Annotated in this window: 13 protein-coding genes and 1 pseudogene; 8 read left to right on the top strand and 6 right to left on the bottom strand. The window is 70.2% G+C overall.

The features are described from left to right. Positions 1–42 precede the first annotated feature (42 nt). The 3 genes from AC4BEG_RS26610 to uvrB form a co-directional block, all read right to left on the bottom strand. On the bottom strand, positions 43–1965 hold the full coding sequence (locus AC4BEG_RS26610) for a TerD family protein (protein ID WP_490702267.1): 1923 nt from the start codon (positions 1963–1965) through the stop codon (positions 43–45). Positions 1966–2099: 134 nt separating this feature from the next. Further along, complete coding sequence (locus AC4BEG_RS26605; protein ID WP_490702266.1) at positions 2100–2678, bottom strand: TerD family protein; 579 nt, start codon at positions 2676–2678, stop codon at positions 2100–2102. 272 nt (positions 2679–2950) lie between these two features. Then, positions 2951–5086, bottom strand: coding sequence for an excinuclease ABC subunit UvrB (uvrB, locus tag AC4BEG_RS26600; protein ID WP_490702265.1), 2136 nt, complete (start codon positions 5084–5086; stop codon positions 2951–2953). Between the two features lie 185 nt (positions 5087–5271). Here uvrB and AC4BEG_RS26595 point away from each other — a divergent pair, with 185 nt between their 5' ends. From AC4BEG_RS26595 to AC4BEG_RS26575, 5 genes and pseudogenes are all read left to right on the top strand, one after another. After that, a complete protein-coding gene (locus AC4BEG_RS26595; protein ID WP_490702264.1) occupies positions 5272–5472 on the top strand; it encodes a DUF4177 domain-containing protein in 201 nt (66 codons plus the stop codon). A gap of 127 nt (positions 5473–5599) precedes the next feature. Continuing rightward, entirely contained in the window at positions 5600–6481 is an 882-nt protein-coding gene (locus AC4BEG_RS26590) for a glycerophosphodiester phosphodiesterase (protein ID WP_490702263.1), read from the top strand. 339 nt (positions 6482–6820) lie between these two features. Beyond that, positions 6821–7380: pseudogene (locus AC4BEG_RS26585) on the top strand (methylated-DNA--[protein]-cysteine S-methyltransferase). 355 nt (positions 7381–7735) lie between these two features. Continuing rightward, the gene (locus AC4BEG_RS26580; protein WP_490702262.1) at positions 7736–8389 is read left to right on the top strand and encodes a DUF4360 domain-containing protein; all 654 of its coding nucleotides are present in this window, start codon (positions 7736–7738) and stop codon (positions 8387–8389) included. A gap of 81 nt (positions 8390–8470) precedes the next feature. Continuing rightward, positions 8471–9130, top strand: a complete 660-nt coding sequence (locus tag AC4BEG_RS26575) for a DUF4360 domain-containing protein (RefSeq protein ID WP_490702261.1) — start codon at positions 8471–8473, stop codon at positions 9128–9130. 38 nt (positions 9131–9168) lie between these two features. Here AC4BEG_RS26575 and AC4BEG_RS26570 read toward each other — a convergent pair whose 3' ends face one another. Then, positions 9169–9816 (bottom strand): nucleoside/nucleotide kinase family protein, encoded by a 648-nt coding sequence (locus AC4BEG_RS26570; protein ID WP_490702260.1) that lies wholly within the window; start codon positions 9814–9816, stop codon positions 9169–9171. 104 nt (positions 9817–9920) lie between these two features. On the opposite strand from AC4BEG_RS26570, the gene AC4BEG_RS26565 reads away from it, so the two are divergent. Beyond that, a complete protein-coding gene (locus AC4BEG_RS26565; protein ID WP_490702259.1) occupies positions 9921–10466 on the top strand; it encodes a DUF1697 domain-containing protein in 546 nt (181 codons plus the stop codon). 35 nt (positions 10467–10501) lie between these two features. Here AC4BEG_RS26565 and AC4BEG_RS26560 read toward each other — a convergent pair whose 3' ends face one another. Next, a complete protein-coding gene (locus AC4BEG_RS26560) occupies positions 10502–10966 on the bottom strand; it encodes a type II toxin-antitoxin system PemK/MazF family toxin (protein WP_490707201.1) in 465 nt (154 codons plus the stop codon). A gap of 99 nt (positions 10967–11065) precedes the next feature. Here AC4BEG_RS26560 and AC4BEG_RS26555 point away from each other — a divergent pair, with 99 nt between their 5' ends. Continuing rightward, positions 11066–12289, top strand: coding sequence for an FUSC family protein (locus AC4BEG_RS26555; protein ID WP_490702258.1), 1224 nt, complete (start codon positions 11066–11068; stop codon positions 12287–12289). A gap of 60 nt (positions 12290–12349) precedes the next feature. Beyond that, on the top strand, positions 12350–12955 hold the full coding sequence (locus tag AC4BEG_RS26550; RefSeq protein ID WP_490702257.1) for a TetR/AcrR family transcriptional regulator: 606 nt from the start codon (positions 12350–12352) through the stop codon (positions 12953–12955). 28 nt (positions 12956–12983) lie between these two features. On the opposite strand, the gene AC4BEG_RS26545 is transcribed toward AC4BEG_RS26550, so the two are convergent. Continuing rightward, positions 12984–14192 (bottom strand): ADP-ribosylglycohydrolase family protein, encoded by a 1209-nt coding sequence (locus tag AC4BEG_RS26545; RefSeq protein WP_490702256.1) that lies wholly within the window; start codon positions 14190–14192, stop codon positions 12984–12986. Between the last annotated feature and the right edge of the window lie 96 nt (positions 14193–14288).

The raw sequence follows: 14288 nt of genomic DNA, 5'->3' as shown, positions 1-14288 counted from the left end.
ATCACCGGCCACCGCGGGTGCTCTGGCGGAGCGCCGCGCGCCCTACCTGCCGTATGCCTCCCGGGCGCGGGCCACCTGCCCCATCACCTGCCACAGCACCTGGCTGCCCGCCGGGGCCAGCGACGGCTCGTAGGTCCAGGCGTGCCCCACCCAGGGGTCGGCGAGATGGTCGTCGGCGACCGGGGTGATCCGCAGCAGCGAGCGCCACAGCGGGTCCAGCACCGGCCCGTACCCCCGTGCGTCGTCACGGTCGGCGACCATCATCAGATGCACGCCCACCGAGGGCCCCTCGTCCGCCAGATACCGCAGCTGGGTCACGGCGCGGTCGTCGAAGCCGTGCGGGAAGTCATGGACGATCAGCAGCTGTTCGGCGGTGTCCACATCCGGCGGCAGCGCGTCCGTGGCACCGCTGCGCACCGCCATCTGCACCAGGTCCACCCGGCGCGTCAGCGCGGCGAGCGTCGAGGTCACGCCCGGGGCTCCGGCCGCGGGCGCCCGCAGCGCGCCCGACTCCAGCAGCGGGGCGTACGAGGCCGAGGCCGAACCGGCCGGGTCGATCACATGCAGCTGGAACTCCCCCACCGGATAGACGGCCATCAGCCGGGCGGCGATGGCCACCGCGGTGTCCGAGGCCAGCTTGCGCAGGCCCCCGGAGTCCAGCAGCGCCCCCTCGGGCGAGCCGGTCCGCCCGGCGTCGATCCACAGCCCGCGCTCCAGCGGCAGCCGCACCAGCATGGGGATCCGCAGCTCGGTGCGCTCGGGAAGGTGCAGATCGCCCAGGCGCAGCGCCATCGGGATCTCCATCGGCACCTGGTAGCCCTGCCAGACCGGGCTGCCCCAGCGGGCGTACGCGGGTGGCAGCGCGGGCTCGACCACCTCGGCCTCGGCGGCGAGCTGCGCCAGGTCGCGGTCGAGGGCGGTGCGGGCCTGGTCCACCAGAGCGGTGTGCTTGGCGCGGGCCTCCGCGCGGGCGGTGTCGGCGGCGGCGCCGATCCGGGAGCGCGGATCGGAGAGCACCCGGTCCAGCTCCTGTTCCATCCTGGAGTCCGCGAAGTCCACGGCGCTGCGGTAGGCGGCAGTGGTGCGGGCCAGGTCCTCGAACATCCCCCAGACCTGGTTGTAGAGCCGCTCGTCCATGGTCCAGCCGGAGGCGTCGCCCGCGACCGGCTGGGGCGGCCGGCCGGGCGCGGCGGGCGGTACGGCCGGGGGCGGGGTGGGCGGGCTGGCCGTACGGCGACCGGGGTGCTGGTAGTTGACCGGCCCGCCGGAGCCGGACGCGGCCGGGGTCTGCGGCTGCGCCGGGCTCTGCGGCTGGGCGGGAACCGGCGCGGGCTCGGAACTGCCGCCCGCGGTGGCGGTCCGCACCCGTCCGTCGTCCCCGGGGCGGGGCGGGGGCTGGGCGACCGAGCGGGCCATGCCCCGGGCCACCGCCTCGTTGATCTCCGCGGCGAGTTCGGCGGCCTGCGGCAGCCCCTGGTCCTGGAGCATCGCGGCGAGCCCGCCCGCGTACCCCTGGCCGACGGCGCGTACCTTCCAGGCGCCCTGCCTGCGGTACAGCTCCAGCGCGACCACCGCGGACTCCGCCTCCAGGCCGGTGATGGTGTAGCTGGCCACCTCGGCGCCGTCGAGCCCGGTGACGGCCGCGAATGGGGCGGCCAGGGAGCCGAACCGGGCCGGGCCGCCGACGCCGGTCGGCAGCGCGAGCAGCACGGTGACCCGGTGGACGCTCTCGGGCAGCGCGCCGAGGTCGACGGCGAGCCGGTGGTCCGCCGCGGCCTGCTTGGACACCTCGATACCGGGCAGCTGCGGCGAGGCGGGGTGGGCGACCCACTCCGCCCCGTGCACCGTGCCCTGTTCATCGCCGAGTGTCGCCCCGGCCACGATCGGATTGCCCGCCGAGATCCGGATCTCCAAACGGGTCTGGGGCAGAGGGTGGTTCTGCCCCCGCACCAGCTCGGCCGTCATCGCTGCGTCCCCTCGTTGTGTTCCGTTGTGTGCGTCATGCGTACGGATGTGTCTGCTGCGGTGCGGGTGTTGCGGGCGCCGAACACATCGGCCCGGCGGGCGGATGCGCCACCGGGCCGACGGACAGCGGCGTCTTACAGATGCGGCAGGATGTGCGGCATCAGGTCCTGGAAGGTACGGCCGTTGGCGGGCTCACCCACCGCCTTCATCTCCCAGCCATTGCCCACGCGCTGCACCTTGGCCATGATCTGCGCGGTGTACTGACCGCCGCCGGTGAGGGTGTAGCGCGCCAGCTCCTGGCCGTTGGTCTCGTCCACCAGACGGCAGAACGCGTTCTGCACCTCGGCGAAGGTCTGGCCGGTGAAGGAGTTCACCGTGAAGATGATCTGGTTGATGTGCACCGGAACGCGCTGGAGGTCGACCAGGATCGCCTCGTCGTCGCCGCCCTGGCCCGCGCCACCGACCAGGTTGTCACCGGTGTGGCGCACCGAGCCGTCGTCGCTCACCAGGTGACGGAAGAACACGACGTCGGTGGGCTGCTGGTCGGCGAAGAGCACCGCCGAAGCGTCGAGGTCGATCTCCCGCGTACGTGATCCGAACAGCCCGCGGCGGGGCGCCGCCTGCCAGCCCAGCCCCATCCGCACCGCGGTCAGGGTGCCCCCGTCGGCCTTTTGCAGGCTGATGGCCTGACCCTTGGACATGTTGACCGTCACGTGCCGTCCCTACTCTCGTCTCTCGAAATTCCCCGTGGCCTGCGCAGGGCGCGGCCCCGGACCGCCCGGCTGTGCGGCCCTGCGAAAACCCTATGCACTGGTGCCGGGAGTCCAGCCGGACGGGCGGCTTTTGTGTCGCTCTTGCAACACAGCGGGGTGGCATGGCGGGGACGGGCAATGGGGACACGGTGCGGGCACGGCAGGGCGCGGTGCGGGGCACGGACGGGGCACACCGGAGGAAGCCGGTGTGCCCCGGGGGGGGCCGGGGCGGGTCAGGAGAGCCCGGCCTCCTTCATCTGCCGCAGCTCCTTCTTCAACTCCCCCACCTCGTCCCGCAACCGGGCCGCGACCTCGAACTGGAGCTCCGCCGCCGCGGCCCGCATCCGGTCGGTCATCTCCTCGATCAGCTCGGCCAGTTCGGCGGCGGGACGGTCGGTCAGTGCCCCCTCCTTGCCCGCGGCCGCCTTGCCGCCCTTCCTGCCTGCCTTCTGCGCGCCCAGGGCGGGCACCGGCGCCTTGCCCTTGCCCTGGTCCTGCTTGCGGTAGCCGGTGCCCAGCAGCTCCTTGGTGTCGATCTCCTCGCGGGCCAGGGTGGCCACGATGTCGCCGATCCTCTTGCGCAGCGGCTGCGGATCGATTCCGCGCTCGGTGTTGTACGCGATCTGCTTGGCGCGGCGGCGGTTGGTCTCCTCGATGGCCTTCTCCATCGCGGGGGTGACCTTGTCGGCGTACATATGGACCTGGCCCGAGACATTGCGCGCGGCCCGGCCGATGGTCTGGATCAGCGAGGTGCCGGAGCGCAGGAAGCCCTCCTTGTCGGCGTCGAGGATGGCGACCAGCGACACTTCCGGCAGGTCCAGGCCCTCCCGCAGCAGGTTGATGCCCACCAGCACGTCGTACTCGCCGGCGCGCAGCTCGCGCAGCAGCTCCACCCGGCGCAGGGTGTCCACGTCGCTGTGCAGATACCGCACCTGGATGCCCAGTTCGAGCATGTAGTCGGTGAGGTCCTCGGCCATCTTCTTGGTGAGGGTGGTGACGAGGACGCGCTCGTCCTTCTCGGTGCGGGTGCGGATCTCATGGATCAGATCGTCGATCTGTCCCTCGGTGGGCTTGACGACGACCTCGGGGTCGACGAGGCCGGTCGGCCGGATGATCTGCTCCACGAAGCCGTCGGAGCGGGAGAGCTCGTACGGGCCGGGAGTGGCGGAGAGATAGACCGTCTGTCCCACCCGCTCGAGGAACTCCTCCCATTTCAGCGGGCGGTTGTCGAGCGCGGAGGGCAGCCGGAAGCCGTGCTCGATCAGGGTGCGCTTACGGGAGGCGTCGCCCTCGTACATCGCGCCGATCTGCGGCACGGTGACATGGGACTCGTCGATGACCAGGAGGAAGTCCTCCGGAAAGTAGTCGAGCAGGGTGTGCGGCGGGGTCCCGGACTCACGGCCGTCGATATGCAGCGAGTAGTTCTCGATACCGGAGCAGGTGCCGATCTGGCGCATCATCTCGATGTCGTAGGTGGTGCGCATCCGCAGCCGCTGGGCCTCCAGCAGCTTGCCCTGCTTCTCCATCCGGGCGAGGGTCTCCTCCAGCTCGGTCTCGATCCCGGAGATCGCCTTCTCCATGCGCTCGGGACCGGCCACGTAGTGGCTGGCGGGGAAGACATACAGCTCCTGGTCGTCGCTGATGACCTCGCCGGTGAGCGGGTGGAGGGTGGAGAGCGCCTCGATCTCGTCGCCGAACATCTCGATGCGGACCGCGAGCTCCTCGTAGACCGGGAAGATCTCGATGGTGTCGCCGCGGACCCGGAAGGTGCCCCGGGTGAACGCCATGTCGTTACGCGTGTACTGGATGTCGACGAAGCGGCGCAGCAGCTGGTCGCGGTCGGTCTCCTGGCCGACCTTGAGCGGCACCATGCGGTCCACGTACTCCTGCGGGGTGCCCAGGCCGTAGATGCAGGAGACGGAGGCCACGACCACCACATCGCGCCGGGTCAGCAGCGAATTGGTGGCGGAGTGGCGCAGCCGCTCCACCTCCTCGTTGATCGAGGAGTCCTTCTCGATGTAGGTGTCCGACTGCGGAACGTACGCCTCGGGCTGGTAGTAGTCGTAGTACGAGACGAAGTACTCCACCGCGTTGTTCGGCAGGAGCTCGCGGAACTCATTGGCCAGCTGGGCGGCCAGCGTCTTGTTGGGCGCCATGACGAGCGTCGGCCGCTGGAGCTTCTCGATCATCCACGCGGTGGTGGCGGACTTTCCGGTGCCGGTCGCGCCGAGGAGCACGACGTCCCTCTCACCGGCCCGGATGCGCCGGTCGAGGTCGGTGATGGCGGTGGGCTGGTCACCGCTGGGCTGAAACGGGCTGACGACCTCGAAGGGCGCCACCTTGCGTTCGATCTGGGTTACGGGCCGCATGTCACCCACGGTACGACTCGCCACCGACAACTAGGGTCCGTCTTCACAGGGGGCGTCCGGCCGTGAGCGGCGTCTTGGCCCGGTCGCCCCGGCAGCCGCCCCGTAGCCTGGCCCGGACGGGCTCCCGGCCGGTTCCCCTGGCCTGCGGACGGCCCCTGACGACACCGGAGCGAAGGGAATCGATCATGTACGAGTACAAGGTGATCCAGATCCGTGAGGGTCTGATCGGCGGCAAGATGTCGGCCGACAAGGTCGAGGATCTGCTGAACAAGTACGCGGCCGACGGCTGGCGGGTGAAGGCGATAACGAGCGCGGATGTGAAGGGCCGGGTCGGACCGGGCGCGGTGGAGGGGCTGCTTGTCACATTCGAGCGCCCACGAGGCTGAGCGGGGGGCGCGGACTGTTCCCCCGGCGGACTTTTCCCCCATTCGATACCTATCCCCGGGGCCGCGCGTCTGGGACCCTCTGGCCGTTCGCGAGCCATGCGCGAGTCACACGACGCGAGGAGTCCGTATGCAGATCCGTCCTGCCGCCGCGTTAACCGGCGCGCTCCTGGGTATGTCCGCGCTCTTCCTCCTCCCCATGACCACGGCCGAGGCCACCGGTCATCCGCACCACCACACGACCACCGTGGCGCATCGGGGCGCCTCCGCCTACGCCCCCGAGAACACCCTCGCCGCCGTCGACGCGGCCGACGAGCTCGGCATCGACTGGGTGGAGAACGACGTCCAGCGCACCAAGGACGGCGAGCTGGTCATCATGCACGACACCACCCTCGACCGGACCACCAACGCCGAGCAGGTCTTCCCGGACCGCGCGCCCTGGAAGATCTCCGACTTCACCCTCGACGAGATCGAGAAGCTGGACGCCGGAAGCTGGTTCAGCTCCCAGTTCGCGGGCGAGACCGTACCCACCCTCGAGGAGTACATGGACCGGGTTTCGGACAACCACCAGAAGCTCCTGCTGGAGCTCAAGGCCCCCGAGCTCTACCCCGGCATCGAGCGCCAGACCCTGCGGGAGCTGCGGCACGAAGGCTGGCTCGACGGCAAGCACCGGAAGCGGCTGATCGTCCAGAGCTTCAACGCGACCTCCCTGCGGACGGTCCACGGGCTGCGGCCGGACGTCACCACCGGCTATCTGGGCACCCCCGCCGTCGAAGACCTGCCGCAGTACGCGGAGTTCGCCGACCAGATCAATCCGAGCTACCGGACCATCGACACCGGGTACGTGGCCGCGGTCCATGCGGTGTGCGGCCCGCACGGGCGTCCGCTGGAGGTCTTCACCTGGACCGTGAACGACGGTCCGTCGGCGGTCTCGGTCGCGGGGATGGGGGTGGACGGCATCATCACCAACAAGCCCGATGTGATCCGGGACGCCCTGGACGACCTCGACTGACCCGTCTGTTCGCGGGCCCGTGACCGGGCCTTTAGGGCCCGTCGTCAAAGGGACCGCCCTGCTCCCGACGCCTGGCACGGCACCTCGCCGCGTTGTCGGAGTCGCCCGAGTACGCCCAGTACGAGGACGATCCTCCGCCTTGCGATCTACCGCACCAGACGCCGCTCGCGGCCGGACGCCCCCTTCGACGACGGACCCTAGTGTGGGGGAGCGCCCCGGCGGCCGACCGGCTGCCGGGGCGCTGTCGGTGCCCCCGCCTACGCTGGAACCGTGACGAGCGCAGAGCGGGACACCCCGGAGCAGCAGGCCCCCGAGCGGGAGGCCCAGGCGCGGCCGGACATGCGTGCGCCGGAGATACGTGCCTGGTCCTGGGAGGTGCTGGACACCCCCATCGGTCCGCTGCTGCTCGCGGCCACCGACCAGGGGCTGGCCCTGGTGGCCTTCCACGCCGACGCGAAGACGGCCGCCGAGGCCGTCTCGCGGCTCACCCGCCGGCTGGGCACCGGACCCGCGCCCGCGCCGCACCGCGCCGCGGCTCTCGCGGAGGCGGTCCGGCAGCTGGAGGGCTATTTCGCGGGTGATCTCAAGGAGTTCACCGTCCCCCTGGACTGGTCGCTGACCACGGGCTTCAACCGCCGGGTGCTGCGTGAGCTGGCCGACGGCGTGCCGTACGGCACGGTGGTGGGCTATCAGGACCTCGCGGACCGGGTGGGTGAACCGGGCGCCGCCCGCGCCGTCGGTATGGCCATGGGCGGCAACCCGCTGCCGGTCGTGGTCGCCTGTCATCGGGTTGTCGAGAGCGACGGCGGAATCGGCGGCTTCGGCGGTGGGCTGGAGACCAAACGCACAAACGCGCACTTCTGGCACTGGAAGGCGTTCTGCCGCAGCCGCTGTTCTGATTCCTTCTCCGGTCCGCCTCTTCACCGGTGCGACGGGCGAAAAATATCTTGCCCGGGAAATACTCGTTCCCACTTGTCGTGGATGCCGCCCACCCTTATCTTAGGAGCGCTCGCGGACCCGCATCGGGCAAGAATGCGTCGGGCGCATATTTCTGACGTTCATTCCCCTGGCATTCTGCCAGCCGTCGGGTCCCTCTCTGGTAGCTGTTCCGCTCAACAGCTCTTCCGCACCGCGCTCTTCGTACGGCGTTCTTGTCCCGCGTTGTTCGTACCGCGTTCTGCCGCTCTTCCTGAAACACTCGCACATTCCTTCATGGTTCAATCACGTCCCCGTCGTTGATCGAATTGGAGTGCCATGTCCGGTGTACTGCTCGCCGGTGGCGCGGCCGCTGCGTTATTCGCTTCGGCCCTTTCCACCCAAGGCGTTTCCTCGGCCCCCGATGTACCCCCGGAAAAGATCCAGGTGAGCGTCAGGACCGTGAACGGATCGGGCTGCCCGAAAGGCACCGCGGCCGTCGCGGTGGCGAGCGACAACACGGCGTTCACCGTCACCTACAGCGACTACCTCGCCCAGGTCGGCGGCAGTGCGGACCCGACCGACATGCGGAAGAACTGCCAGCTCAACCTGGATGTGCACATCCCGCAGGGCTTCACCTACGCGATCGCCGAGGTCGACTACCGCGGCTATGCCTCGCTGCAAAGGGGTGCCCGCGGCACCGAGAAGGCGAGTTACTACTTCCAGGGCTCGGCCGACACCGCCTCGCGCACCCATGACTTCAGCGGCCCGTACCAGGACAACTGGCAGACCACCGACAGCACCGACTGGGGCTCGCTGGTCTGGGCACCTTGCGGCCAGGACCGGAACCTCAACATCAACTCCGAACTCCGGGTGAACGCCGGGTCCTCACCGGCGGGCAGCAACAGCTTCATGGCCATGGACTCCACCGACGGCGGCGTCAACACCATTTACCGCCTCGCCTGGAAGGAATGTCCTTCCACCTCCCGGTAGTACGGAAATCCATCAGCCACGACGGCATCGGAGCCCGCCCGGATCCCCGCCGCCGTCAGCCCGATGATTGAATGGAGAATCATGCCCGGTGTGCTGTACACAAGTGGTGTGATCACGGCGTTATTCGCCGCGACGATGACCTCTCAGGGGTCCGCACAACCACCGTTCGACACGGTGCCACCCGACAAGATCGTGATCACCGTGGCCACCGTGAACGGCTCGGGCTGTCCGGCGGGTACGGCGGCAGTGGCCGTCTCCGAGGACAATACGGCGTTCACCGTCACCTACAGCGACTATCTCGCCCAGGTGGGCAAGGGCGCCAATCCGACCGACTTCCGGAAGAACTGTCAGCTGAGCCTGGTCACCCATGTTCCGCAGGGCTTCAGCTACGCGATCGCCAGCGTCGACTACCGCGGCTTCGCCCACCTGGAAAAGGGCGCCTCCAGCGTGGAGAAAGCCTCGTACTACTTCCAGGGGCAGTCGCAGACCACGTCCAACGCCCATGATTTCAACGGGCCGTACGACGACAACTGGCAGACGACCGACACCGCCGATATCGCCACCGTGGTGTGGTCGCCCTGCGGTGAACTGCGGAACTTCAACATCAACACGGAGCTGCGGGTCAACGCGGGCACCTCCAACACCCGTGACACCACCAGCTTCATGACGATGGACTCCACCGACGGCGATGTGAGCACCACCTATCACTTCGCCTGGAAGGAGTGCCCGGAGAAGAAGTAGGGCCCGAGCAAACGCACCTGTGCCGCCCGGAGGCGAGGTCATGCCTCCGGGCGGCGCCATGCCGGATGCCGGGGGTCGTCCACCCGTACCACCACATCCGCCGTCTCGTCGGGCCGCACCTCGTCCTCGTAGCGCGCGAACGCGGGCAGGGTCCACCGCTCGTCCTCGTCGGTGCGGCGGGCCAGGGCGGCCGGGGACAGCCGCAGATGCACCGACAGGTCGAACGGGAACCAGTGCCCCAGCAGCAGCGCGCCATGGAGCAGCAGCACTCCGCCCGGCGGCAGTTGGGCGTACGGGGAGCGGGTGGCCCGGTCGGTCACCGGGTCCCACAGATCGGGGAGCACCCGGCCGGTCGCCTCCAGCCCCGCCTCCAGCGGGGCGAAGACCTCACGCCACAGCGCCCCGGTGTCGAGCCAGCCGTCGTAGTACGCGTCCGGATCCCGCCGGCCGTACTCCAGACGCAGTGAGGCGGGCCGCCAGAACCCCGCCGCCGCGACCACCAGCACCGGACGCCCCCGCAGCCGCAGACCCTCCGCCAGCTCACCGGCCAGCCGCGCGGTGTCCGCCGCCGGAGCGCCGTCGACCGCCACCCGGAGCCAGGAGCCGCCGTCGGCCGCCGTCAGCCCGGCGATCCGGTCGGCGGTCGCGTCGGTCAGCCGCTCCCAGGTGATCGCTTCCAGCCGCACTCCCCCATCATGCCGGGGGCCACTGTCGGACCCGGGTCGTACGATCGGAGCGTCCGGTCCACGCGCAGAGGGCGCAGCGGCCGGTGCACGAGGAGAGTACGGCCATGGCATCCCAGATAGCGCTGCTCCGCGGCATCAATGTGGGCGGCAACAAGAAGTTCCCGATGGCCCGGCAGCGCGAGCTGATGGCCGGCCTCGGGTTCACGGACGTCACCGTCCACCTCCAGACCGGCAATATCGTCTTCGCCGACCCCGGGACGCCGCCCGAGGAGACGGCCCGCGTCCTTCAGGAGCGCTTCTCCACCGATCTCGGCTTCTCCGTACCGGTGATGGTCCGCACCCGGGACGAGTTGGCCGCCGCCGTGGCGGCCAATCCGTACCCCGGGGCCACGGCCGAGCCCAAAAGCCTGCATGTGGTCTTCCTGTCGGACGTACCGCAGGACACCGCGCCGCTGGACGCCCTGGACCAGGCCGGGTACGCGCCCGACAGCTTCCGCCTCGTCGGACGCGAGATCTTTCTGCACTGCCCGGACGGGCTCGGGCGCTCCAAGCTGGCCGCGAAGATCACCGGGATCCGGCTCGGAGTGCTGGTGACCGCCCGCAACTGGAACACGGTCACCAAGCTGCTGGCCCTGGCCGACGCCGTCTGAGCCCGGACCCGGGCCCGGACCCGGACCCGATTCGCTCAGCTCCAGCCGTAGCGCTGCCGCAGCCGCGCCACGACCCGGTCGAAGCGCGGCCGGTCGAGCGCGCACGCCTCCCGCCGCATCCCCTCCGGATGCACCCGCAGCACCCGGTCCAGATCCACCCAGGACTCGCGCCCCGCCCGGTCCCACGGCCCGGAGCCGATCGCCACCCACTCGCGGTCGTCGTCATGCCGCTTGCTGGACAGCTGCACGGCCAGCAAGGTCCCGCCCCGCTCCCGCGCCACCACCAGCACCGGACGGTCCTTGCCCCGCCCGTCGTTCTCCTCGTAGGGCACCCAGGTCCAGACGATCTCCCCGGGGTCCGGATCCCCGTCCGGGTCCGGTGCGTACTCCGTCCGCACCCGGCCGACCTGGCGCGGATGGGCCTCGACCGTGGCGGCAGGTCCGGTGCTCCCCGGGAGGGCCTCGCCGTCGCTCTCCTCGGTCGCGCGGGTTCCGCCCATGGCGTGATTCCGATGGAATGGCCTGATCATGCCCACACGTTAGCCCGTCCGCGAGACCGGATGTCATGCCAGGTCCCCCCGAGTGGAAGGGGCAGTAACGTGCCAGAAGTTCTCGACCCCTTGGCCGACCTCGTCAAACGGCGCAGTGACCCGGTCGTCGTACAGACGGTGCGTTCCGCGGCGGCCGCGACCATCGCGTACGTCGTCGCGCTGCAACTGAGCAATGAGACGGCCCCGCTGACCGCACCGCTCACCGCCCTCCTCGTCGTCCAGGTCACCCTGTACGCCACCCTCACCACCGGTATCCGCAGGGTCAACGCGGTGGTGGTGGGGGTGCTGATCGCCATCGCCTTCAGCGCGCTGATGGGACTGTCCTGGTGGAGTCTGGGGCTGATCATCCTGGCGTCGCTGACCGCGGGCCACTTCGCGCGGGTGAGCGAGTTCGTACCCGAGGTGGCGATCAGCGCGATGCTGGTCCTCGGTGTGACCCAGGTGACCAACACCGCCTGGGACCGGGTACTGGAGACGCTGATCGGCGCCGTGGTCGGACTGCTCTTCAACTTCCTGCTCGCGCCCCCGGTCTGGGTGGAGACGGCAGGCAAGTCCATCGAGGACCTGGCCCGGCGGATGCGTCAGCTGCTGCTGCACATGGCCGAGGAGCTCGGCAGCCACACCCCGGTGGAACGTGCCGCCGCCCGGCTCCACGAGGCCCGCCGCCTCGACCACGACATCGCCCAGGTGGACGCCGCCCTCCGGCAGGCGGAGGACAGCGTACGGCTCAACCCCCGCGTCAAGGAGGGGCTGCTGCACCGGGTGGTGCTGCGCACCGGGCTGGACACCCTGGAGATCTGCACGGTTGTCCTGCGGGTCCTCACCCGCACCCTGACCGACCTGGCCAAGGAGCGGACCGACGAGCCCTTGTTCCCGCCGACCGTGGCGGAGGAGCTGCACGACCTCTTCGTCCATATGGCCTCGGCCGTCGAGAGCTTCGCGGTGCTGGTCACCAGCTCGGTCAGCGCCAGCGCCGAGGAGGCCGAATCCCGGCTGGCGAACGAGCTCGCCACCGCACACGCCAGTCGTGACCACGTCGCCCGGACCCTGCTGCGCCGCGTCCGGCAGCACCCCAGGCATTGGCAGCTGCACGGCGCGCTGCTCGCGGAGGTCGACCGCATCCTCGCCGAGCTGGACATGGAGCAGCGTTCCAAGCGGCTGATGGAGGAGCTGGACCGCAGCGCCCGGGAGAAGCACGAACGCTTTCCCTTCCTGGCCAAGGCGCAGCGCTGGTTCCGCAGGGGTCGCTCGAAGCGCACTCCGGCGAAGTGAGCAACTCGCTTGATGTGCCGCCTCATTGACACCCTGACACTATGAACGCATTCTGTCAGAATGCCACGTGACACCAGCGTCAAACGCGACCAGATCCTCGACGCGGCCCTCGGCGTCTTCGGCCGCTACGGCTACCGGCTCACCTCCATGGACCTCCTGGCCCAGGCGTCGGCCATGTCCCGCCCCGCCCTTTACCAGCACTTCGGCGGGAAGGAGGACATCTTCCGCACCGTGGGGAACCGGCTGGTCGACCAGATGATCCGCACCGCGGAGCGGGCGGCCGAGACCGAAGGCAGCACGGCGGACCGGCTGTTCGGCGTCCTCACGGTGAAGCTGGAGCTCTCCGCCGGAACGCTCGATGCGAACGCGCGCAGGGAGCTGTTCGCCGAGTCCGCCGTGCTCGGCGACGCCACCGGGACGTCCGGAAACCTCTCGGCCGCCCTGAGGGCCCGTCTGATCACCGTCGTCGCGGCCGTACTGGACTCCGCCGCGGCCGACCTCGACCTCCTGGGCGACGCCCTCACCGCCCAGGACACCGCCACCCTGCTGGTGGACGCCCTCACCGGCCTCGCCCAGGAGCCCGAACCCCTGGACGTCCTCAGCACACGGCTGCGCCAACTCATCGACCTCAGCCTGCGCGGTCTGAGCGCCGGGGCGAGCGCATGACCGAACGCCGCCCACCGACGGACCCCGCTCAGCCGACGGGGTAGCGGTCCCGAGGGAAGACCAGGTCCTCGTAGGGCTCGTAGAGCTCGACCGAGCGGTGGAACGCGAAGGCCATGTCGTCGGCGAGTTCGGCGATCACACCGCGGCCCTCGATCCGGGCCAGCCAGGACGGCGGGAGGCGGTGGTCGCCGTGCTGGGCGCCGAGGAGATTGCCGCAGATGGAGCCGGTCGAGTCGCTGTCACCGGAGTGGTTCACCGACAGCAGCAGCGCGGCCTGGAGCGGGGTGCGCGGCGGCATCGGGTCATAGCTGATCAGGCCGCCGGGACCATAGGAGATCTGCTGGTCCGGGGTCCGGGCCAGGGCGCAGTACACCCCGATGGCGAGCGCCTCCTCGGCGATCCAGCCACCGCCCAGCGATTCGGTCTTCTCCGGGGACGGATCGCCCTCGGCCGCCAGGTCGATCGCGGCGCGCAGCGCGGCGGTGGTCTCCTCGTGGCCCGGATAGCGGGCCAGGACTTCCAGGGTGCGCAGGGCGGCGCCCTCCAGGGATTCGCCGTCGAGCAGGCACGCGACCATCGCGGCCAGGGCGCCCGCGGCGTAGTAGCCCGTGGGGTGGCCGTGGGTGATCTGGGCGCAGCGGGCGGCGAGTTCGAAGGAGCCGCGGGGGTCCAGGCCGACCATGCCGAAGGGGGCCGAACGCATGACGGTGCCACAGCCCTTGGAACCGGAGTTCACCGGGCCTGGGCGGCCGTCGAGCGGGTCGTGCGGGGATGGAATGTGCTCCTCCGCCAGCCCGGAGAGACAGGCGTTGCCGGGGGCACGGCGGGCGTACAGCCAGGGCTGGTGGCGCAGCCAGCCGGAGCGCACCGGGTCGTACGCGTCCGGGGCGGGCGGCGGCGCGGGGTGGTTCTGGGTGTCGAGCCAGCGCAGATAGGCGTTGCGGACAAGGGCGGTCTCGGCGCCGCCGATGCCTTTGGACAGGGCCCTGGCGTGCGCCCGTATCAGGCCCTCGACGGTGAACAGGGTCATCTGGGTGTCGTCGGTGACCCGGCCCACGGCGCCACTTCCGTCCGGGAGGAGGGTGGTGACCCCCGCGTCCCCATGGGTGTCGCGAATCGCCCGCAGGGAGCGGAACTCGACCGGATTGCCCAGGGCATCGCCGATCGCGCCGCCCAGCAGACAGCCGCGGATCCGGGCCCGCAGGGCGGCCGATTCGTCCCATGACTGGCGGATCACTGGCGGCTCCTCTTCCGATGCGTTCTGCTCGGGACATGATCGCAGGTCCCCGCGGCCGACCGAACGGCGTTAGATTCGAAGAGGGAGAACGTGGGA

It is taken from the genome of Streptomyces sp. JLBJ103 (assembly GCF_058215575.1).
Note: the sequence above shows the minus strand (reverse complement) of the source record. Positions and strands in the feature narration are given on the sequence as shown.